The organism is Arthrobacter sp. 9V (genome assembly GCF_902506065.1).
GTDB lineage: Bacteria > Actinomycetota > Actinomycetes > Actinomycetales > Micrococcaceae > Arthrobacter.
Genome location: NZ_LR732912.1, coordinates 3,764,607 through 3,786,503, shown reverse-complemented (window position 1 = coordinate 3,786,503; position 21,897 = coordinate 3,764,607). Strand labels below are relative to the sequence as shown.

At 62.0% G+C, this 21,897-nt stretch carries 12 protein-coding genes and 2 tRNA genes; 5 read left to right on the top strand and 9 right to left on the bottom strand.

Translation table 11 applies throughout. The features are described 5' to 3' along the window. Positions 1-1,638: an ABC transporter substrate-binding protein gene (locus tag BACI9J_RS17350; protein ID WP_159735461.1), complete on the bottom strand. Its 1,638-nt coding sequence runs from the start codon at positions 1,636-1,638 to the stop codon at positions 1-3. 313 nt (positions 1,639-1,951) lie between these two features. On the opposite strand from BACI9J_RS17350, the gene BACI9J_RS17345 reads away from it, so the two are divergent. Then, a complete protein-coding gene (locus BACI9J_RS17345; RefSeq protein ID WP_159735460.1) occupies positions 1,952-2,680 on the top strand; it encodes a FadR/GntR family transcriptional regulator in 729 nt (242 codons plus the stop codon). Positions 2,681-2,843: 163 nt separating this feature from the next. Here BACI9J_RS17345 and BACI9J_RS17340 read toward each other — a convergent pair. After that, positions 2,844-2,917: transfer RNA gene (locus tag BACI9J_RS17340), tRNA-Arg, on the bottom strand. 284 nt (positions 2,918-3,201) lie between these two features. On the opposite strand from BACI9J_RS17340, the gene BACI9J_RS17335 reads away from it, so the two are divergent. Further along, positions 3,202-5,028 carry a phosphoenolpyruvate carboxykinase (GTP) gene (locus BACI9J_RS17335; RefSeq protein ID WP_159735459.1) on the top strand — a complete coding sequence of 609 codons (1,827 nt, stop codon included), beginning with the start codon at positions 3,202-3,204 and terminating at the stop codon, positions 5,026-5,028. 107 nt (positions 5,029-5,135) lie between these two features. Here the strand turns inward: BACI9J_RS17335 and BACI9J_RS17330 are convergent, their stop codons facing one another. From BACI9J_RS17330 to BACI9J_RS17315, 4 genes are all read right to left on the bottom strand, one after another. Beyond that, positions 5,136-6,293: a globin domain-containing protein gene (locus BACI9J_RS17330; protein WP_159735458.1), complete on the bottom strand. Its 1,158-nt coding sequence runs from the start codon at positions 6,291-6,293 to the stop codon at positions 5,136-5,138. A gap of 117 nt (positions 6,294-6,410) precedes the next feature. Then, entirely contained in the window at positions 6,411-6,881 is a 471-nt protein-coding gene (locus tag BACI9J_RS17325) for an RrF2 family transcriptional regulator (RefSeq protein WP_159735457.1), read from the bottom strand. Between the two features lie 23 nt (positions 6,882-6,904). Next, on the bottom strand, positions 6,905-7,360 hold the full coding sequence (locus BACI9J_RS17320) for a hypothetical protein (protein WP_159735456.1): 456 nt from the start codon (positions 7,358-7,360) through the stop codon (positions 6,905-6,907). 8 nt (positions 7,361-7,368) lie between these two features. Next, entirely contained in the window at positions 7,369-8,787 is a 1,419-nt protein-coding gene (locus BACI9J_RS17315; RefSeq protein ID WP_159735455.1) for a phosphomannomutase/phosphoglucomutase, read from the bottom strand. 124 nt (positions 8,788-8,911) lie between these two features. Here BACI9J_RS17315 and BACI9J_RS17310 point away from each other — a divergent pair, with 124 nt between their 5' ends. Both BACI9J_RS17310 and BACI9J_RS17305 read left to right on the top strand, forming a co-directional pair. Then, positions 8,912-11,077, top strand: coding sequence for a RecQ family ATP-dependent DNA helicase (locus BACI9J_RS17310; RefSeq protein WP_159735454.1), 2,166 nt, complete (start codon positions 8,912-8,914; stop codon positions 11,075-11,077). A 178-nt stretch (positions 11,078-11,255) separates the two neighbouring features. Further along, positions 11,256-12,704: an MFS transporter gene (locus tag BACI9J_RS17305; protein ID WP_159735453.1), complete on the top strand. Its 1,449-nt coding sequence runs from the start codon at positions 11,256-11,258 to the stop codon at positions 12,702-12,704. Between the two features lie 79 nt (positions 12,705-12,783). Here BACI9J_RS17305 and BACI9J_RS17300 read toward each other — a convergent pair. Both BACI9J_RS17300 and BACI9J_RS17295 read right to left on the bottom strand, forming a co-directional pair. Continuing rightward, positions 12,784-12,871 (bottom strand) — tRNA-Ser (locus tag BACI9J_RS17300). A 146-nt stretch (positions 12,872-13,017) separates the two neighbouring features. Continuing rightward, positions 13,018-15,264, bottom strand: a complete 2,247-nt coding sequence (locus BACI9J_RS17295) for a prolyl oligopeptidase family serine peptidase (protein ID WP_159735452.1) — start codon at positions 15,262-15,264, stop codon at positions 13,018-13,020. A gap of 59 nt (positions 15,265-15,323) precedes the next feature. Between BACI9J_RS17295 and BACI9J_RS17290 the strand changes: the two genes are divergently transcribed. Further along, positions 15,324-17,273: an FAD/NAD(P)-binding protein gene (locus tag BACI9J_RS17290; RefSeq protein ID WP_159735451.1), complete on the top strand. Its 1,950-nt coding sequence runs from the start codon at positions 15,324-15,326 to the stop codon at positions 17,271-17,273. Between the two features lie 83 nt (positions 17,274-17,356). Here the strand turns inward: BACI9J_RS17290 and BACI9J_RS17285 are convergent, their stop codons facing one another. Then, the gene (locus BACI9J_RS17285) at positions 17,357-21,880 is read right to left on the bottom strand and encodes an ExeM/NucH family extracellular endonuclease (protein ID WP_159736531.1); all 4,524 of its coding nucleotides are present in this window, start codon (positions 21,878-21,880) and stop codon (positions 17,357-17,359) included. Between the last annotated feature and the right edge of the window lie 17 nt (positions 21,881-21,897).

The window sequence follows — 21,897 nt, the reverse complement described above, 5'->3', positions numbered from 1 at the left end:
TTAGGCGGTTCGTCCGACGTCGACGAAGGAAAGGCCAGTGGTGGGCAGGGGCTGGAAGCCGTTGAGCTTCTTCTCATCCCAAGCACTGGGCAGTTGGCGGTGGAAGACCGGGTACAGGGGAACTTCATCGGAGACCATGTCCACGATTTCGCCCACAATCTTCTTGGCCTCTTCACCGGATGCCTGGGAGCCCTTGTTCATGAGTTCCTGCAGTTTGGTGCGTTCCGGGGTGGTCCAGAAGGCGCGCTTGTCCATCCAGGTGGCACCCGAGTAGAACCAGCTCAGGAGGAGATCTGCATCATTGCCGAAGACGGACGGATCGCCGGGTGCTGCCACCACTGAGTAGTCGCCCTTGCCCACGCGGTCGCTGTACAAGGCACCGGACTGGAGGCTCTTCACGGTGACCTTGACGCCCGGAATCTTGTTCCAGGATTCGAGGATCAGCGGTGCAACGTCCTTGACCCATGCAGTGTCCGTGGTGAGGAGCTCGAACTCGAGGTTGGTGACGCCGGCCTGCTTCAGCAGTTCCTCAGCCTTGGAAGTATCAAAGCCGTAGACGTTCTTGGCCTTGACGTAGTCCGGGTGGCCTTCCTGGAAGTAGGACGTGGCGGCCTTGGCGTTGCCGAACAGGGCCTTCTTGATGATGGATTCCTTGTCCAAACCGAAGTGCAGGGCTTGTCGGACCAGCTTGTTATCGAATGGAGCTTTGGCGCAGTTGAACATGAGGAAAAGCAAGCCGAAGGACTGGACTGACTCCACCTTGACCTTGGACTTCAAACCGTCAACGTCCAGGTAAGGAACATCTTCAATCGCCTGGACGCGTCCGGACTGCACGGCCGTGACACGGGCGGCGGCGTCGGAGAGCAGCAGCCAGTTCATGCCCTTGGCCAGTGCAGGCTTGGGGCCGTTGTAGTCCGCGAAGGCTTCGAACACGATCTTGTCGTCTTTGACTGCCGAGATCAGCTTGTAGGGGCCGGATCCCACCGGCGCGGCGTCGAACGCCTTGAGGTCGGTGGCGAGGGCTTTGGGAACGATCTTGACCACAGAGATACGCGGTCCGAAGCCGGGGAAGGCGTACTTGAGCGTGAACTCCACGGTCTTCTCATCCAGCGGCTTGACGTCCTGGATGAAGGGGATGAACTGTGAGAACAACGATTTGTTCGCTGGGTCCATCACGCGGGTGAAGGAGAAGGCAACGTCTTCGGTGGTTACCGGGGAGCCGTCGTGGAACTTGGCGCCGTCGCGGATGGTCACCTGGTAGGTGGTGTCGTTGACCTTCTTGGGGTCCGTGGCCGCCAAGGCGTTGTAAGGCTGACGCGTGGCGGGGTGCAGTTCGATGAGGCCTTCGAAGATGTGCAGGTTGGCGGCCATCGGGGTGGCGCCGGAGGAGCTCAGCGGGTCAAAACCCGTGGAAAGAGCGTACGAGATGCCGGCCTCGATGATGAGGTCCTTGTTGACCGCAGCCGTGTTGGTGGTTGTACCCGTAGTGGTGCTGGCAGCGCCGCCGCACGCGGAGAGGGTTGCCGTGAAGGCGGCTGCTGCACCAACTGCGCCGCTTAGCTTCAGGAAGTTCCGGCGGCTGGCGTCGTTGACCAGCGGCAGGCTTTGAATCGTCTTGCTCATAGGGTGCCTCACCATTCGCGTTTCGTGGGTTATCGGATGTAGGACGTCCGATGCTCGTATGGAAACTGTAAGCGCGGTCACAGCGGCTCGTCAAGTGAGAAAGAGTGGCCATGCGCCGGGAGGGATCGCCGGCTGCGGCCGGTCCGGAAGGGAAATCTCAAGGATTTCACGGCACATAGCTATCACGGAGGTGGGACATCCGATATTGTATGTTGCGAGTCACCCGTTCTTGGGTGGGCACTAAGCTCGCCTCAATATTAACACCGCACATGCTTCCCGAGCTGGCCTACGCCAGCACGGGGGCAGGTGCATCGGCAAGGAGAAAGCCATGACAACTTCCGGTGTAGTTCCGCAGGCGCGGTTCAGTGCACAGGCCCGGCTGCGTGCCTTGCAGTCGGACATTATGGAACTGATCCTTGAGCGCGAGCTCGAAGCGGGCGACCCACTTCCGACGGAGAGCGAACTTTCCGGAGCCCTTGGCGTTGGCCGCAATACGCTCCGCGAATCCCTCAAAGTCCTACAGGCCCTTGGCGTCATTGAGATCCGGCATGGTTTTGGCATGTTCGTGGCACCCAGCAACTTTGATGCCTTGGCTGACGGCCTGACATTCCGCGGGCGCCTTTCCCTGCGCCACCAGGGACTTGAGGCGTTGCAGCTGGTGGACGTCCGCCAAGCGTTGGAATCGGGCCTCATAGGCTCGTCCATGGATGTCATGACGCCCGAGCAGCTTGCCTCCATTGAAGAAGCCGTGAAGCAGATGGAAGAGCTGGCTGCCGCTGGCGAGAACTTCGTCGCAGCCGATGCCGAGTTCCACCGGCGGCTCTTCGAACCTTTGAACAACGAGCTCCTCATCAATCTCATGGGGGTTTTCTGGAAGGTGTACCGGAAAATTCATGTAGAGATCGGTCCGGGCAATGAGGACCTGGCAAAAACCGCCGCCATGCACCGCAGCATCTATGCAGCAGTCGCGGCCGGGGACAAGGTTTCGGCGTCCGAACTGCTCAACCGGCACTTTGATGGCATCCGTCGCCGTATTACCGAGGCCGTGGGGGACTGACCCGCTGCGCATAACGGCAAGGGCCGTCGTCGTACTTCTTTGAAAAGTACGACGGCGGCCCTTGCCGTTTCTGCGTGTGGGTCACCTGCCGCTGCGAGCTACTTGGGCCCGCCCAGGCAAAGCAAAAGACCCGCACCGGCGAACCGGTGCGGGTCTTCATCTGTGCGCCCAAAGGGATTCGAACCCCTGACCTTCTGTTCCGTAGACAGACGCTCTATCCAGCTGAGCTATGGGCGCATTTCGTGTGATTCACGGCGGTCTGTTTCTCTGACCCCCTCGAACCTCAATAAACTTTACAGAAGTTCATGTGAAGTTCCAAATCGAAAAGCTGTAATCTACGCAACTAGACCGGTCTACGTGACCTTCGTCACTTAAATTCCGCTTCTTGGTTCCCAGAACCCTTATTTCTAGCGGTTTTCGCCTCCTGCCCCTTCGGATGTCCGATGTCTGACAGCGGATTGGTCTGGTCCGCGGCCCCTATCGTTTAGGACACACCACTGAACCCGAGGAAGGGAACCGCAATGGGCGATCTGGCGCGACTGCCGCTGCTTGAGAAGGCACCTACTACGCATGCACGCCTTCTGGCCTGGGTTGAGGAAGTTGCCGAGCTGACTCAGCCGGACCGCATCCACTGGGTTGATGGCAGCGAAGCAGAAAACAAGAAGCTCACCGACGAACTGGTCGAGGCCGGCACGCTGAAGCGGCTCAACCCGGAAACGTTCCCGAATTCCTTCGCGGCGTTCTCTGACCCCGCCGACGTTGCCCGTGTGGAAGAGCAGACGTTTATCTGCTCCGAGAACGAGCGCGACGCAGGCTTCACCAATAACTGGATGGCCCCGGCCGAAATGAAGCAGAAGCTGCGCGGACTATTCGCCGGCTCAATGCGCGGCCGCACCATGTACGTCATTCCGTTCGTCATGGGCCACCTGGACGCCGAGGACCCGAAGTTTGGCGTCGAGATCACCGACTCCGCCTACGTTGTGGCCTCCATGCGCATCATGGCCCGCATTGGCACGGATGTCCTTGACCGCATCACTCAGACTGATGCCTTCTTCGTTCCGGCCCTCCACTCGCTGGGCGCGCCGCTGGAAGCCGGCCAGGCTGATGTCGCATGGCCCTGCAACACGGACAAGTGGATTGTGCACTTCCCCGAAGAGCGCTCCATCTGGTCCTTCGGCTCCGGCTACGGCGGCAATGCCCTCCTGGGCAAGAAGTGCTACGCGCTGCGCATCGCTTCGGTGATGGCACGCGACGAAGGTTGGTTGGCCGAGCACATGCTCATCCTCAAGCTAACCTCCCCGGAACAGAAGACCTACTACATCTCCGCTGCTTTCCCGTCTGCTTGCGGCAAGACCAACCTCGCGTTGCTTGACCCCACCATTAAGGGCTGGAAAGTTGAGACCCTTGGCGACGACATCACCTGGATGCGCTTCGGCAAGGAAGGCGAGCTCCGCGCTGTAAACCCTGAGGCCGGCCTGTTCGGTGTGGCACCGGGCACCGGTTGGGGCACCAACCCCAACGCCATGCGTGCAATCGCCAAGGGCAACAGCATCTTCACCAACGTGGCATTGACCGACGACGGTGGCGTCTGGTGGGAAGGCATGACGGAGGAAACTCCGGCACACCTGACCGACTGGCGCGGAGAGTCCTGGACCTCGGACTCCGATGCACCCGCTGCGCACCCGAACTCCCGCTTCTGCACGCCGATCGACCAGATCGACATGCTGGCCGAGGAGTACTTCAGCCCGGACGGCGTGGAGCTGTCCGCGATCCTGTTCGGTGGCCGCCGCAAGACCACCATCCCGCTGGTCACCGAGGCCCGCAACTGGTCGAACGGCATCTTCATGGGTTCAACGCTGTCCTCCGAGACCACGGCAGCTGCCGCCGGTGCCGTTGGCGTGGTTCGCCGCGACCCCATGGCCATGCTGCCGTTCATCGGCTACGACGCAGGCGACTACCTGAACCATTGGGTGAACCTGTCCGCCAAGGCCAACCCGGAGCGTTTGCCCAAGATCTTCCTGGTCAACTGGTTCCGTCGCACGGCTGAGGGTGGCTTCGCCTGGCCTGGCTTCGGAGACAACGCCCGCGTGCTCAAGTGGGCCATCGAGCGTCTCGAAGGCAAGGCTGACGCTGTGGAAACCCCCATCGGTTTCGTACCCACCGGTGAATCCATCGACCTCGAGGGCCTGGACATGACTCCGGCCGAGGTTGAGTCGGCTGTTCGCGTCGATCCGCAGGAGTGGGCAACCGAGCTGGCGTCCATCGAAGAATGGTTCGCCAACTTCGGCGAGTCGCTCCCGTCGGCACTCCAGTCCGAACTGGACGGTCTCAAGACCCGTCTGGGCTAGACCTCTTAGGAACAACGGCGTTCTTAAGTGAACGACGACGGCCCGTCACCTTTTTGAGGAAAGGTGACGGGCCGCCGTCGTTCTTCGTGCAGGTGGGTTGCCGGCCTTTAGTTGGCGAGCCAAACGTCCGGGCCAAAGACTTCGTAGTGAATACGGGTTGCCGGAATCCCGGCGTCGATGGCTTCGTTGCGAATCTTCTTCATGAAGGGAAGCGGCCCGCAAAGGTAAAGCGAAGCATCGGCCGGCATGTCCACTTCGCGCAGTGACATGAAACCCTGGCTGGCCGAGGCGTGCGGTGTTTCGAGCCAAAGCCTGAGATCGGCGTCGATCTTTGCTGCGTCCGCGGTCATCTGGCCGCTGAGGGCCCAGTTTTCCATGGTCTTCTCGGCGTGAAGGACCATGACCTGCCGGTGGGTGCCGTTCTGCGCCAGCGAGCGAAGGATGGACGCCGTGGGGGTGCAGCCAATACCTGCGGATGCCAGGATGACCGGACCATCTCCTTCTTTGAGGACAATTTCGCCGTAAGGGTTCGAGATTTCAAGAATATGGCCAGGTTCGACGCCGGCGTGAAGGGCGGTGGATACTTCACCGCCGTCGTTTAGCTTGGTAGTGAAGACCCTGCTGGTGCCGGCATCACCGGAGAGCGAATACTGGCGAACTTGACGCAGTCCATCCGGAAGTTGGACCTTGACGCTGACGTACTGGCCAGGCTTTGCCGGTGTCACCGGAGTATCGTCGGCCGGTTCCAAAGTGAAGGTCATGGAATCCACCCCTGCGGCCTCTTTGCCGGTCACTCGCCAGGGCATCCACATTTTGTTGTTCGCCTGGGCAGCGTAGAGGTCCTTCTCAAGCTTGATCAGGGCATCTGCCATCAGCCAGTAGACCTCTGTCCATGCTTCGGCGATTTCGGGCGTGATGACCTCGGCCAAGTCCGCGGCGATGGCTGCGAAGAGGTGCTCGTAGACCACTCCATACTGATCCTCGCTGATTCCCAGCGATGCGTGCTTGTGGGCAATGCGGGACAGTACTTGCTCGGGGAGGGTGCCCGGATTGTTGATCAGGTGGGTAGCGAATGCCGCGATGCTCCCGGCCAAGGCCCGCTGCTGATCTCCGGAGCGCTGGTTGGAACGGCTGAACAACCCATCGAGCAACTCAGGGTGCGCTGCAAAGAGCCGATTGTAAAAGTCGACCGTGATGGTGCCGATCCGTGAACCAACCAGGGGCAAAGTGGCTTCGATGATGGGGCGGGACTTTTCCGAGAGCATGGTTCTCCTGGTGTAGGGGCCGATTTCCGGCTGGATATATAAGCATTTGGAATGCTTATATTTACACCTCAATTTCTACACCCTGTAGAAGAGTTGTGCAAACCGTGTAGGACGAAACTACGACTGCGTGGCGGGGGTCCTGATCTCGGGCCGCAGACCTATGGATTGGAACACCGGGTTCATCTGGCGTGCATGGGGGAGGGAGGCAATAACCACCGAATCGAGCTCGGTGTAGAACGCTTCCCTGGCCCTGTTCATGGCATGACGCAGGCCGCACTCATTGATGAGAGGGCAGTTTTTTGTGGGGGACTGGCATTCCGCTGGATCCTGCCTGCTGTCCAGGTGCCGTAGGACTTCCCCAACTGTGGCCCTCCGCCCGGCTTCATTGAGCCGGGACCCGCCGAGCCGGCCCCGTTCAACGTCGATGTAGCCCAAAGCCCGCAAGCGAACCATCGCCTTGCTCACGTGGTTGTACGGAGTTCCCACGGCATCGGCCACTGCTTGGGTGGTCAGCAGGAGGCCTTCGGGAGCCGCAGCCAACACCATGATGGCACGGAGGCTGACATCTGCGAAGGCGTTGATTTTCATGGGATCAGCTCACGGTTAAGGGTCTAGTCCACCCAAATGGATGGTTCATGGGTATCGGGCTCCATGGCGCTGAAGGCGAAACCGTCCACCGTGGGATTGTACGGAATAATCGCTGCAAGGACTTCGCCATCCCTGTGTTCGGCTGCACCATGGATGCCGTCAGATCCATGATCCGGCAGACTGACGTCACTCACAACAGCTACAGCCTTGAAATCGTCGCGGCCTTGGCGCAGGAGTTCCTGGATGTCGATCAACATCTGGCCGGCATCCACCTCGCCATTCTCGTCCGGCTCACCCGGGGCGATCATCACGATCCGCAGTTCATCATCATTCGAGAGTGTGACGCCGAACGGAAAGAAGCCGCCGTTCTGCTGGATGTGCTCCTGGGCTGTCCCCAGTGCTGTACCCAGGGTCTCGCGGAGTTCGCGGTCCTGGACTGATTCTCCCTCGGTGGGCGCGCTGGCAGGCTGTTCGCTCATACGGGTTCCTAGGCCCGGACCAGCGCCAGTACGCGGTCGCGGATCTTTTCCATGGTGGCCTGGTCCTTCGCTTCTGCATTCAAGCGCAGGAAAGGCTCCGTGTTGGACGGGCGGAGGTTGAACCACCAGCTGCCGTCCTTGGCCGTAAAGGTGCTGCCGTCCATGTGGTCGATGTCGATGTCTTCGGTTTCGAAGTCGACACGAACGCGCTCCACGGCACCAACCTTGTCCTCGATCTCGGAGTTGATCTCGCCTGAGGAGACGTAAGGCTCGTATTGGCGGCCGAGCTCGGAGAGCGGACCGTCCTGCTCACCCAGGGCGGCGAGGACGTGCATGGCGGCAAGCATTCCGGTGTCAGCGTTCCAGAAATCCCGGAAGTAGAAGTGCGCTGAGTGCTCCCCGCCGAATACGGCACCTTCCTCAGCCATGACGGCCTTGATGAAGGAGTGTCCAACGCGGGTCCGCACGGCACGGCCGCCGTCCTTGGCAACGAGCTCGGGCACCGCTTTGGAGGTGAGGAGGTTGTGGATGATCACGGGGGTCTCTTCGCCTGCCGCCTGAGCGCGGGCAATCTCCCGCCGGGCCACCATGCCGGTGATGGCAGACGGAGAAACGGGCTCGCCCTTTTCATCAATGACAAAGCAGCGGTCCGCGTCGCCGTCGAATGCGAGGCCGATGTCGGCGCCATGCTTGACCACCGCGGCCTGGAGGTCGCGAAGGTTCTCCGGCTCCAGGGGGTTGGCCGGGTGGTTCGGGAACGAGCCGTCGAGTTCGAAATAGAGGGGAACAATCTCGAAGGGCAGCGCCGGGAGGAGTTTGTCGCCGAGTACGGCAGGGGTGGTGAGGCCGGCCATGCCGTTGCCTGCATCCACCACGATCTTCAGCGGACGGGACCCGGAAAGGTCTACGAGCTTCCGCAGGTACTCGGAGTAGTCCTTCAGGACGTCATGGACCCCGATTTCGCCCCGTGTGGCTGCCGCGGGGATCATGCCTGTGTTCAGGTACTGCTCGGCGAGGGCCTGAATTTCCTTCAAGCCGCTTTCGGAGGAGATGGGCTGGGCGCCGGCCTTGGACATCTTGATTCCGTTGTATGCGGCCGGGTTGTGACTGGCGGTAAATGTGGCGCCGGCAGCGTTCAGTGCACCGCAGGCGTAGTAGAGCTCGTCGGTTGAGATGAGGTCAAGCAACTGGACGTTCGCACCACGCGTGGCTGCCCCGTTGGCAAAGGCTTGGCTGAACTCCGGAGAGGAGGGGCGCATGTCGCCGCCAACCAATACAGTTTCACCTTCCAAGCCCAGAACGTCGATGAAGGCAGCGCCAACGGCCTCGACGATTTCGGCCGTGATGGTTTCACCCACGATGCCCCGGACGTCGTACGCCTTGAAGGAAGCCGAGAGGTCGAATGTCTTGTTCTGCTCACTAGTCACGGGCTCAATCCTACTGTGGCAAGGCAATTGGGGTTGAACTGAATGCCAGGCCTGTGGAAAACCCTTGTCCACATAGCAGAACCGCCGGGTTCTGGCAGTCAGGGTCGGCTGGAATACTGGGTTTATGGCCAACAACTCCCCAGTCTCTGCCGTTTCCGTGCAATCAACAACCCATCAGCAGGCGCTGGCTTGCCTCCGTGAGTTGGTGGGCCACCCCGAAGCACAGTTCCATGACGGACAGTATGAAGCTATTGAGGCCTTGGTGGACGCCGGCCGGAGGGCCTTGGTGGTCCAGCGTACCGGCTGGGGTAAGTCAGCGGTTTACTTCGTAGCATCGTTGTTGCTGCGTCGACGGGGCGCCGGACCAACGCTTATTGTGTCGCCTTTGCTTGCCCTCATGCGTGATCAGGTGGCCGCTGCTGCCCGGGCAGGGGTGCGGGCCGTCGCCATCAACTCCGCGAACGCCTTGGAATGGGACACGGTGCTGGCACGGTTGGCCGCGGACGAGGTAGATGTCCTTCTGGTTTCCCCTGAACGGCTCACCAACCCTTCCTTCAGGGAGAACCAGCTCCCGGAGCTCATTCGTAGGACCGGTCTCCTGGTCATTGACGAGGCACACTGTATTTCGGACTGGGGACACGACTTCCGCCCTGATTACCGCCGCATTGCGGACCTCATTGCCCAGTTGCCGGACTCTGTCCCCGTCCTGGCCACCACAGCCACCGCCAACTCCAGGGTGGTTCATGACATCGAGGAACAGCTTGGCGCGGGAGTGCTGACCATCCGTGGCGCGCTGGGTCGTGAATCGTTGAGGCTCGGTGTCCTGACGCTGCCCGATTCCCGGGATCGCCTTGGATGGCTGTTGACTCACCTTGCAGACATGCCCGGCAGCGGCATTATCTACACCCTTACTGTTTCGGCAGCCGAGGACACTGCGCGGCTACTTTCGGAGGCCGGGCACAACGTCCTGTCCTACACGGGACGGACGGACCCCGCAGACCGGGAGCGCGCTGAGCAACTCCTCAAGGACAACCAAGTCAAAGCCCTTGTGGCAACTTCTGCACTAGGTATGGGTTTCGACAAACCAGACCTTGGCTTTGTGATCCATCTGGGCGCGCCGTCGTCTCCGGTGGCCTACTACCAACAGGTTGGGCGCGCAGGCCGTGGAGCAGCAAATGCGGATGTCCTGCTGCTTCCGGGCTCCGAGGACCGCGAAATCTGGCAGTACTTCGCTACAGCATCCATGCCCTCGGCCGAGAAAGCCGACGCCGTGCTGAGCGTGCTGGGGGAGGCGGGGGCAGCTCTTTCCACTGTCGCATTGGAAGCCCGTGTAGATCTTCGCCGGACACCGTTGGAACTCCTCCTCAAAGTCCTGGCGGTTGATGGTGCAGTGGAACGCGTTGGAGGCGGCTGGCGATCAACCGGCACACCGTGGAACTATGACGCCGAGCGCTACGCACGCATTGCCGAGGCCCGGGTGGACGAACAGGACTCAATGGTGATCTACCAGGACACCGCGGGCTGCCGCATGGAGTTCATTACCTCCGTGCTGGACGACGAAACTGCAGCCGCGTGCGGACGCTGCGACAACTGCGCCGGGCGATGGTTCCCTGTGGATGTATCCGATTCGGCCGCCGATGCCGCGGGCCAAACTCTCCGGCGAGCAGGCATAGCCGTTGAGCCGCGCCTTCAGTGGCCCAGTGGCATGGACCGGCTGGGTGTTGCCGTCAAGGGAAAGATCAAGCCGGACGAGAACGTCTCCGAAGGACGGGTCCTTGCCAGGCTCACGGATCTGGGGTGGGGCGGTGCTTTAAGGGAGTTGTTCGCGGCCGGGGCCCCGGACCGCGCCGTAGATCCAGCCATGTTGCAGGCCTGTGTCCAAGTATTGCGCGAATGGTCAGGGGCAGAAGGGGGAACACCGTGGAGCGGCGTAGGACGCCCCGCGGCGGTTGTCAGTATCCCATCCCGCAGTAAGCCACAGCTGGTGGAATCCCTGGCGCAGGGCATTGCCGGAATCGGGCGTATGCCTTATCTCGGCCAGCTGCAGCCCCAACACGGAGGACCAACCGGAGCACGAGGAGGCAACAGCGCCTACAGGTTGGCCGGCGTCTGGGACCGCCTTGTTGTTGGTCCCGAGCTCGCTCAGGCGTTGGCCGGTGCGGGAGGCCAGCCCGTGTTGCTGGTGGACGACATCATTGACAGCCGCTGGACCATGACTGTTTCTGCCCGGGTCTTGCGCCAAGCCGGTGTCGGCGCGGTCCTCCCACTAGCGCTGGCACAAGCCGGGTAGCTTCCCGACGGTAGTTTTCGGCAGGATGGTCCCTGCGCCGGCACGGTTACGTACTGCTAGGGGCCATGCCCGTAGGACTACGTCATCTTGTGATCGCTCTCATCGCACAAATATAGGATCGAGCAAACACGCCTGCTTATCCATCGCGGGCCGCCAGCGAAGAACTTGGACCGGAGCAATGAGCACAAAACCGAGCGCCGACGTCGAAACTCCCGGCCAAACCAGTTGGCGGCCACGCCTGGCCCTTCTGGTGGCAGCTACGTTCTTCATGGAGTTCCTCGACGGCACCATCCTGACTACGGCCATTCCCAGCATCGCCTCCGACTTCGGCGTGGCACCAGCAGACATCAACATCACCATGACCGCCTACTTGGTGACGGTGGCGATGGGTATCCCGTTGAGCAGTTGGCTGGCCGAGCGATTCGGTGCCCGCAGAATTTTCTGCCTGGCGATCTCGGTCTTCACTATCGCTTCTCTGCTCTGCGCCATCAGCACGGACCTGACAATGCTGACTTTGAGCCGCATAGCCCAAGGAATGGGCGGAGCCATGATGGTCCCAGTGGGCACTCTGGTAGTTCTGAGGGGCACGCCCAAATCCGAGCTTCTCCGCGCCACCGCATATCTCGTATGGCCTGGCTTGCTGGCACCGGTCCTGGCGCCGTTGGTGGGCGGTGCGCTGACCACCTTCCTGTCCTGGCACTGGATCTTCATCATCAACGTCCCGCTGGGCCTCGCCGCCTTCCTTGCAGCACTCCGGCTGGTGCCGCGAACAACGTTTGATGCCAAACGCCGGCTCGACTGGTTCGGGCTCCTTCTCACCACGGTTGGCGTGGGTGCCTTGGTAGTGGGACTGGAAACCCTGGGAGGCCACTCCTCCAATGTGCTCGCTGTGATGGTGGTGGTCGGAGGCCTGTTGTCCTTGGCTGGTGCCGTGTGGTGGATGAGAAAAAGGCGCGTTCCCCTGTTCAATCTCAGCGTCTTTGGCACCCGGACTTTCAGGGCCACCTCCACTGGTGGATTCATCTACCGACTGACCATCAGTTCGGTTCCTTTCCTCCTGCCCCTGATGTTCCAGGACGGCTTTGGCTGGGATCCCTTGAAGGCAGGGGTGATGGTGGCGGCCGTGTTCGTAGGCAACATCGGCATCAAGCCGGCCACCACGCCCTTGATCAGGCGCTTTGGGTTCAAAGCGGTGCTCGTCTTTGCATCGCTTGCTTCGGCTGTGACCTTTGCCTTGTGCGCTTTCCTGGACGCTCAAACACCCGAACCCCTCATCTTTGCCCTGCTGCTGTTCAGCGGCGCGTTCCGCTCCATCGGATTCTCCGCGTACGCCTCGGTTCAGTATGCGGACATCATCCCGGAGCAGTTGCCCTCAGCCAACGCCATTTCCGCAACGCTCGTTCAGCTGGCGGCGGCAGCAGGAATCGCGGTGGGTGCCCTCTTCCTGCGCCTGTTTGAAACCACACATGTGTTCGGGGCGGATCAGGTGGCGGCGTACAAGGGGGCGTTCATTGCCATGGCCGTCCTGATGCTGATCAGCACTGCGGACAGCCTGAGCCTCCACCGTCACGCCGGGGCCGAAGTCAGCGGCGGAAGTAAGGCCGGCGGCGGAGCCAAGCGCGGCTGAGCTCCTGCCCTTGGCGGATACCCGGGCAGGGTGATCCTTAAACGCAAAAGGTCCCGGTTCGAAAACCGGGACCTGTTCGCGGAGACGGGGGGATTTGAACCCCCGGTGGAGTTGTGCCCCACACTTCATTAGCAGTGAAGCCCATTCGGCCGCTCTGGCACGTCTCCCTTTGCTATTGCTAGCCCACCAAGGATACGCAGAACGTGCCGTCCAGCGCAAAACAGCTTCGGCCAAGCTCGCCAATTCGATGATTCCCTGCCAGCCATGCCGAGCGCGCGGCACTCTCAGCAGGGAACCATCGAAGCGGGGAAGGTCAGCGGCTCCCGGCCAAGGAACGCCACAGGAAGTGGTTGCTCCGGGCCTGCAGGGCTGCGGCCTGCCGGTTGTCCGATGCTCCTGCGTGGCCTCCTTCCAAGGCCTCATGGAACCAGACGTTCGGGATGCCCATGGCCTGCATGCGTGCCGCCATTTTGCGGGCTTGGACTGGTCCCACACGGTCATCGGAGGTGGCAGTCCAGATGAACGTCTCCGGGTATTCCACGCCATCGCGCAGCAAGTGGTACGGCGAGAAAGTGCGGATGAACTCCCACTGCGCCGGGACATCGGGGTCACCATATTCGGCAATCCATGAGTATCCTGCGGAAAGCTTGGTGTAGCGGCGCATGTCCAGGAGCGGCACCCCGCAGGACACAGCACCGAACAATTCCGGGTACTGGGTCAGCATGTTGCCCACCAAGAGGCCTCCATTGGAACCGCCGACGCACCCAAGCCTGCGGCGGCTGGTGACGCCCCGCGAAATGAGGTCCTTGGCCACGGCTGCGAAGTCCTCGTAGGCGCGGTGCCGGTTTTCCTGCAGGGCTGCCCGGTGCCAGGAGGGCCCGTATTCGCCACCTCCGCGTATGTTGGCAACCACGTAGACCCCGCCCCGTGAGTGGGCGACGGTACCGTCGTCGGACGCTACACCAGAGGTTCGGCGCTCAAGCCATGCCCGGCCGATGGTTCCGCTGTACGCAGGCGTCCGGGAAATCTCGAAGCCGCCGTAGCCGGACAATTGCGTGGGATTCTGGCCGTCCAGGACCAAGTCCTTGGACGCTACCTGGAAGTAGGGAACCTTGGTGCCATCGGCGGAAACGGCGAAGTGTTGCTGGACTTCGTAGTCGGACTCGTTGAAGAACGACGGCGACCGCTTCACCTCGGCATGTTGGCTCGCCACGCCGGAGTCCCCGGCGCCCTCGGAGTCCCCGGACGTGGAGGCAACAAGCGTCCCGCGAGTCAGCGTAGTGGGCGTGGTGAAGCCGGTTGCCACCAGCCAGAAGTCGTTGCCTTCAGCTCCGGCGTCTTCGTCGTCCACAGCGTAGGCATTGACGTCGTGCAGGGGTGGGCAGGCATCCAGGACGCTGGACGCCCAGCCGCCCTCGGAGTCAACAACAGACGGGTCAAGCACGCGGATTTCGGAGGAGACGTCACGCAGGAGGTTCAGCAGGAGGTAGTCCTTGGTCCAGTTCCAGGACTGCAGTGACGTGTGCGCATCTGGGGTGAACAGGACCAGCATTGAACGGTTGCCTGCCAAGTATGAGTCAAAGTCGGCGGCCAGCAACGAGCCGGCCGGGTGGACAACTCCTGAAACATCCCAGTCTTGCTGCGGACGGAACAGCAGCCAGTCCCGGTGGGCGCTGATGTTCACATCGGTGGGAACGTCGATTGCCACCCAGGAATCGTCGCGCAGCAGGGACGTCCTCCGGTTGTAAAAGTCGATGTAGTCCACGGCGAACGTCCGCTCATAGCCGGGGGTAGAGTCGTGGGCCACCATGGCCAGCATGTGGTCCTCAGGGATTTCGAAGAGCCGCTCAGCCTGGGCAATGGTCTGGCCGCGGCGAAGCTTCACGCCGGTCCGCGCATAGGACGATGTGGTGGCCGGCAGCCCGTCCGCGGTGCTTGAGACGAGCAAAGTATCGGCATCCAGCCAGCTGACATTGCCCTTGGCGGTGGGCAGGTCAAAGCCGCCCTCTACGAAGGCGCGGGATTCGACGTCGAACTCGCGGTGCCTGTCAGCGTCGCCGCCGTCGGGGGAGAGCGAGACCATGGCCAGGCGGTACTCGGAACCATCGGCCGGGCGGAGGAAACCCGCACCATGGAAGACCCACTCAACGCCTTCACTGGCGGCAAGGGCGTCGATGTCCAACAGGACATCCCATTCGGGTTCATCCGTGAGGTAACTTTCCCAGGTGGTGCGGCGCCAGAGTCCCTTGGGGTGCTCCTGGTCTTTCCAGAAGTTGTAGTAAAAATCCCCGCGTTTGGACACCATGGCGATGCGATCGGTGGAGTCGAGGACCTCCAGGATGCCCGCCTCAACCGCCGCATACTCGGAGTCTTCCAGCAGTTCTTCAGTGCGGGCATTCTGCTCGCGGACCCACGCCAGCTGCTCTTCGCCGTGGATGTCCTCAAGCCAAACGTTCTCATCCGTGGGCTCAGGCGCCACGTCCGCTGCATGCCTCGGGCTGCGGGGCGGCGCGGTCTCATTCTCTGGAAGTGGCGACTGATCAGCTTCTGTGGTGGTCATCGCCCCATCCAAGCAACACTCTTCAACGGTAAGCAAGTCATAGGAAGTTAGGCTTGAGCGTGGCTAAATCGCAAACCAACCGTGTTGCCCTGATCGGGGCCGGCCCTCGGGGCACCAGTGTCCTTGAGCGGTTGCTCGCGAATTGGGCCGCGGACAGCCCCACGGGTGCCAGGCTTCGCATCGATGTTGTGGACCCGTACCCCGCAGGTTCGGGTCACGTGTGGCAGCCGGAGCAGTCACGTCTGTACTTGATGAACACTCAGTCTTTCTATCCCACCCTTATTCCTGAGGATCCTGAGCTTGCTCCTCCACTCACAGGTACGTCGTTCGATCAGTGGCGGGAGGCCCGTCGTCGGGATGACGAGGGACTGAACGACGCCGAAAAGGCGGAGTTGTCCACGCTGGAGTCCCACGACTTCCCCAGCCGCGCGCTGTACGGGCGGTACCTTCGCCAAACGTTGGCGGGCTTGCTGGAACGGCTGCCCGACGGCGTCGAGGTCACCTTCCACCAGACGCTCGCCGTTGCTGCGCGTCCTGTGAAGCGGGAAAAAGAAGACGGGTTCGACGTCGAACTCGCCAACGGCGAAAAGCTTGCCGTCGGTGCCGTGGTCCTTGCACTGGGACACATTGAGTCTCGGCTGAATCCGGAGCAGCGATCTTTCAAGAGCGCTGCGGCGGACCAGGGGCTGCTCTATTTCCCGCCCGCCCCACCGGCCGACGTCGATTGGCAGGCTGTGCCGGACAACGAGCCCGTGCTGGTCCGAGGCATGGGGTTGAACTTTTTTGACGTCATGGGGCAGTTGACGGAGGGTCGGGGCGGCAAGTTCGTCGAGGCCGGTTCACCTGGCGCAGGTGTCCTGGAATACCGGGCATCGGGCAGGGAGCCCAAGATCATTGCTGCTTCAAGAAGGGGCACCCCGTACCGTGCCAAGGCGGGGCTGGCCGGCTATTACCCCAGCAGCATCACCATGCGGTACCTCACAGAAGACGCTGTGGACCGGTTCCGCGCAGCCGGTATCCAGCCGGGGTTCGATCATGACCTCTGGCCGTTGCTTCACCGCGATGCACTGTGGGCCTACTATTCCACTCTCGCCCGGTCCCAACCGGCCTCCATCAAAGATCCTCCGCAGTTCCTGGCCGATCTTGAAGATGCACTCCAACCCCATGCGCACACCACTGCCAACTGGGAGATTGAGGTGGGAAACCTCGTTGAAAAACACGTGGTCGCTTCCCGGCGCTTGAATCTGAGGGGCCTTGCAGCGCCGCTCGCGGGAAGGACGTTCGCTTCGCGGGGCGAGCTGGATGCCGCTATCACCGCCTATCTTGATGATGATGCCCGCCGATCAGCACTGGGTGAGGAGGACCCCGTCAAGATGGCCATTGGTGCCCTGCACACTGGACGGGCCATTCTCAAATCCGTGGTGGCGGACGGTGGAATCACCGATGAATCCTGGTTGGCCGGGTTGCGCGGCTGGTTCGAGTCCTTCGTTGAAGGTTTGGCCAGCGGGGCCCCTGCCCTGCGGTCGGAGCAGTTGGCCGCTTTGGCGCGTGCCGGCGTCGTGAGTTTTGTGGGTCCGGACCCGAAGTTCAGTGTGGATCGGGGAGCCAAAGTGTTCCGGGCGGTTTCGCCGTGGGTTCACGACTCTCCGGTTGAAGCACGCACTCTTATCGAGGCGATGTCGCCGGCCAACAGGGTGGGCATCAACCTCTCGCCCCTGCTGGAGCAGCTCATGGCCGATGGCCTGGTGCGCACCAAGATCATGATGAGTGTTGAGGGAACCCCCATGCAGACCACGGGGCTTGATGTGGAACCGCACCCTTACAGGCCGTTGGCAGCCAACGGATCCATCACGGAGAACCTGTACGTCCTGGGCCTCCAACTCTCAGCTTCGCAGTGGGGGACGGCCATTGCCGCGGAGGCCAGGCCCCGCACCGGACCGGCTTACGCGAGCGGGCAGCGGACCCTGCGCGATGCCGACGAGATTGCCCGGAGCATTCTGGGCCGCTAGCGACTCGAGTTGTCAAAGGACCTCCAAGCCAAACAGCAGGGCCCCTCACCGCTGCGGTGGAGGGCCCTGCTGTTGTCAGTGGGTTAGCCCCTCAGGCACCTCTGATACTCCAGCCATGCAAAGGCGTACCGGAGCCATCCCGCGATGTCGTACCACTTGGACGGCTTGGTAGGTGCGGTGCACTGCGGCGGGTTCGGACCGCTCTCAGCCACCTGCACCAGCGCCTTCACCACGGTTCCACTTTCGACGGCGGTGAGCACCAAGGTCCCGGTGCCTGCAGCTGCCGCTGCGGGAACCTTGAGGTCCACCGTGGCGGCCCCCGCAGTGACGGGTACCGCGCCGAGGGCAACTGCCGCGCCCTTGGAATCAACGAGCACAGCGTTCAGCGTTGTGTTCGCCGGGCTGCCGATGGAGGTGAGGTTCAGCTTGGAGACCGCCAGGGCGATGGAGTCTCCGGCCTTCACCTCAGCCGCGGTGGTGTTGGCTACGGCGACGGAACGGCGTGCGAAGTCCGGTGAGACCGGATTGTGCTCGCGGAGGTACTTGATCCATGCATCGCGGTCCACCAAGCCTGTGTCCTTCGTGTTGCTTCCTTCCTTGAAGATCCGGAAGTTGTCACCTCCGGTGGCGAGGAAGCTGAAGGTTCCGATCCGGTACTGCTTGGCAGGATCGATCACGGCACCATTCACCCAGATGCCGGTGATGCGGTCCCCCGCGGGGCGGGCGGCGTCGTAGGTGTAGTTGACGTTTTTGGACACGCCCAGCTGCTGGTAGGGGCGGCTGGGAATGGTGCCGTCGGCGTTGGTCTGCCACTGCTGCTCCAGGAGCGTCTTGAACTGCGCGCCGGTGAGGGACGTGGTCCAGAGGTTGTTCACGAACGGCAGGACCGCATTGGCCTCAGCGTAGGTGATGGTTCCATCCGGCGCATAGTACAGCTCGTTGCGCAGACCGCCCGGGTTCACGACGCCGATCTCCGCCGCACCCAGCTCGGGTGCCTTGAGCGTGTCCACCAGTGAGTCCGCTACGAGGTTTCCGAGCGTGGATTCGCTGGCGCGGTCGTCCCGCTTGGGCGCGCCGCCCACAGGATCCGGGGTGAAAGCAGTGGTGATATCAGCGGTTACGGCACCTACGGGCTGGTTGCCGATGACGGCAGCCTCCGCAAGGGCTTTGTCCACGATGGTCTTCACCGCGGCCACCCGCGGGTAGGCAGCAACGAGGCTTTCAGCGGTATCGGTGGTGCGGTCCACGACTGCGGCCTTGTAAGCCGTCACCGTTTTGCTTGCCGTGTCCACCGTGAGGGTTACGCTGCCCACGTTTTCACCGTAATTGCCGGTCTGCACGATGGGCCGGGTTTTGCCGGTCGGCTGACCGTTGGCGTCCAATACCGGGGCATCCCAGGCATATTCCTTGTGAGTGTGTCCGGTGAAGATCGCGGCAACGTCAGGCGTGGTTTCGTTGACCAGCTTGGCGAACGGTCCGCCGGCTGCGACTTCCTGCTCCAAAGTGGCGCCTTCGGGAGTTCCGGAAGCAGCGCCGTCGTGGTTTTCCACGATGATGAGGTCGGCCAGGTTCTCGGCCTTGATCTTCGCGGCCACCCGGTTGATGGCTTCCACAGGATCGCCGAACTCCAAGTCCGTAATACCGGCCGGCGTCACCAAGGAAGGAACTTCCTGTGTGACAGTACCGATCACTGCCACCCGCATGCCGTTCATGTCCAGGACCTTGTACTCCGGCAGGACAGGCGTGGTGGTGCCCTTCTGGTAGACGTTGGCACCCAGGTAGGCAAATTTTGCGTTGGTACCTCCGGCTACGACGCGATCCCGAAGGTCCGCCCATCCGCCGTCGAACTCGTGATTACCCACAGCGGAGGCCTGCAACTCCAAGGCGTTCAGGACGTCAATGGTGGGCTGGTCCTTCGCTACCGAAGATGCGAAGAGGGAAGCGCCGATGTTGTCGCCGGCGGAGATGAAAGCGGTAGCGCCGGGGGCAGCCGCTGCCCGGAGCTTCTCAACCGTCCCGGCAAAGAGCACCGTGTTGGAGTCGATGCGGCCATGGAAGTCATTGATGCCCAGGAATTGCAGGTCAACGCTTGCCGGTGCCTCGGTAGTCAGGTTCAGGCCCACCACCACGGGATCGTGGTCGCTGGCCCGGAACTCGTCCGGAGCATAGTAGTTGGTCACATTGTTGTTATACCTGCTGTACTCCAAGGCGACGGACTCCACGGAGTTGATGTTCCAAATGTCGGTTCCGGTGACCACCTTGTGGGCGGCAGGGGAAGCCAGGATGTGGTCCAGGGAGCCCACCATCCCGCCGAAGAGGTACGAGTGCTTGCCTGTGCCCACCTCGAGGTCGGTGTAGCCGGCACCGGTGAGGACGTTGATGGGATCTTCCTTGGCGTAGGCGTTGAAGTCACCGATCAGGAAGACCTTGTCCGTGCCCTTGGAGGCCTGGAGGTCCTTGGAGAAGGCGAGCAGTGATTCAGCCTGCTTGGTGCGGGCAATGTTCGAGGCACCCTGGCCCTTGTCCGTGTCATCCGGGGTTGCTGCGGAGCCCTTGGACTTGAAGTGGTTCACGATTGCGATGAACTTCTTGTCATCAGCACCGCCAACCGGTTTGAAAACTTGTGCCAGCGGCTTGCGGGCACTTGCGAAAACCACGGTGTCGTTGTGGATGATGGACTCACCAACGGGCTCGGCCACTGCCTTCTTGAAGATAAATGCAGTACGGATCATGTCCTCATCGCCCAGCGGGGGAGCGTTGGCGGGCGTCCGCACGTAGTCCCAGACGCCGGGAGTCTTGACGTTGAGGGCGTCCACCAGCTTTGACAGAGCGTCGTCACGGTTCTTGCCGAACTGCGCCGAGTTCTCTATCTCTTCAAGGGATACGACGTCGGCGCCGGACTTGGTGATGGCCGCGACGATCTTGGCCTGCTGGCGCTCGAAGTTCTCGGCGTTTGCAGCACCGCGGGCGTTGCAGCCCTCCTTGACCGTGATCGGGTTGCCGTCACGATCTGTGTAGAAGACGCAACCGGCCAACTGGTCGCCGGTGGTGGGGAAGTAGTTCAGCACATTGAAGGAAGCCAGTTTGAGGTTGCCTCCAACATCTGCTGGCCCCTCGGGGCGGGAGGCGGTGAAGCTCGCAGGCTGTACGGAGCCGGCGTTGGCCGGAGTCAGCGCAGTCAACGGCTGGAACTTCCAGGAATTGTTGCCGTAGCCCAGGATGACATCGGTCCTGAACTGCGCCGGGGAGCCCACGCGAACGGGATCAGAGGTGGTCAGGTACGGCAATTGCTGGGCCTTGGTGGTGGCGTCCTTGAGGAAGTTGGTGGACGCGCCGTCGTCGAGCTTGATGCCGCGCAGCGCATTGTCCGCAACCACGGCGGCGTACTCCGCCGAACCGTACGTAGCCACGGCTGTCGGCTGTACCAAGGGGGATGTGCCGGCCGCGAGGCCGATCTCGCCGTACTGGTTCAGGGAGTAGTTGTCCGTGACCGTGAAGTCACCCTGAGGAGCCAGCAGCATGCCCTCCAGGCTTTCCCGTGCAGCCTCATTTGCAGGCAGCGAGAATGGCGTGGGTTTGACCTCCGGTGCCGCCTCGGTGAGTTTTTTCAACCCTGCGGCCTCTACGGTGAGCTGTGTTTGGTTAGCGAATTCGCTGACAACGCCCGTGAGTTGCACGTAGTCGCCGGGCTGGACCGTTGTAGTCGTCGAGGGTGAATAGACGAACAAAGCGTCCGACGCCGTCCTTGCCGCCCCCGCGCCTTCACCGCCGCTTCCGGCGGTCTGGACGTAGTAGCCGTTGAAACCACCGGTTGCGTAGACGGCAGTGACCTTGCCAATGGTTGTTACGGTGCTGCCAACAAAGGGACTGGCTGGACCGGTTCCCTGGATTTCGGCAATGGCCTTCACTCCGGGTTCCGGTTGGGGATCAACCGGTGGAGTCCCTCCGCCGTTGGAGGCAGTGGGGGTGATGGTGGCGCTGAGGCTGAAATCAGCGGCGTTGGAGTCGGTATCCGCGCCGTTGGTGCGGTTCAGGCTCTTGACGTCTGTGTTGCTGCCGGGCGCTGTTGCAGCCGCGGTTTCAAAGGTATTCGAGGTGCCGTAGCCGAGGAGGTCGGCGATGGCGTCGTTGCCCGTCACCGAGCCCACCGGAAGAGGCGAGACCGCCGTTGCCTGCTTGGCCAGGACGAGGGTTCCGGCGGTCCCGCCGGGGTTCAGCGTGCCGGTTGCTTGAACATCCGCGGCGGGCAGTTCCGGCGCCGTGGAAGTGCCGCTATTGGTGGCGCCCTTGACCAGGAAGTATCCCTTGGCAGGAATGCTGCCGGTCAACGGTGTGATCCCCGTGGGCGCTGCCGTAGCGGTGGCTGACCGGTACTGCAGCGACCAGCCCGCCAGGCTGACCGGTGCATCCGAGGAATTGTAGAGCTCCACAAACTTGTTCTTGAACGCGGCACCGCTGCTTCCGCCGCTGAGATACGCCTCGTTGATCATCACCGGGGAGGTTCCGGATGCGGCTGGATCATCCGCCGCCATGGCAGGGACGGCTGTCAGCGGGGCTGCAAGCAACCCCACTGACAGGACCGTTCCCGACAGGTATTTCCAATGCATAAGTTTCATCCGTTTGA

Coding starts and splice junctions, on each gene's coding strand:
- BACI9J_RS17295 (WP_159735452.1), bottom strand. CDS start 15,264: ATGACCACCACAGAAGCTGATCAGTCGCCACTTCCAGAGAATGAGACC.
- BACI9J_RS17350 (WP_159735461.1), bottom strand. CDS start 1,638: ATGGTGAGGCACCCTATGAGCAAGACGATTCAAAGCCTGCCGCTGGTC.
- BACI9J_RS17325 (WP_159735457.1), bottom strand. CDS start 6,881: ATGAAAATCAACGCCTTCGCAGATGTCAGCCTCCGTGCCATCATGGTG.
- BACI9J_RS17320 (WP_159735456.1), bottom strand. CDS start 7,360: ATGAGCGAACAGCCTGCCAGCGCGCCCACCGAGGGAGAATCAGTCCAG.
- BACI9J_RS17310 (WP_159735454.1), top strand. CDS start 8,912: ATGGCCAACAACTCCCCAGTCTCTGCCGTTTCCGTGCAATCAACAACC.
- BACI9J_RS17330 (WP_159735458.1), bottom strand. CDS start 6,293: ATGCTCTCGGAAAAGTCCCGCCCCATCATCGAAGCCACTTTGCCCCTG.
- BACI9J_RS17285 (WP_159736531.1), bottom strand. CDS start 21,880: ATGCATTGGAAATACCTGTCGGGAACGGTCCTGTCAGTGGGGTTGCTT.
- BACI9J_RS17305 (WP_159735453.1), top strand. CDS start 11,256: ATGAGCACAAAACCGAGCGCCGACGTCGAAACTCCCGGCCAAACCAGT.
- BACI9J_RS17335 (WP_159735459.1), top strand. CDS start 3,202: ATGGGCGATCTGGCGCGACTGCCGCTGCTTGAGAAGGCACCTACTACG.
- BACI9J_RS17345 (WP_159735460.1), top strand. CDS start 1,952: ATGACAACTTCCGGTGTAGTTCCGCAGGCGCGGTTCAGTGCACAGGCC.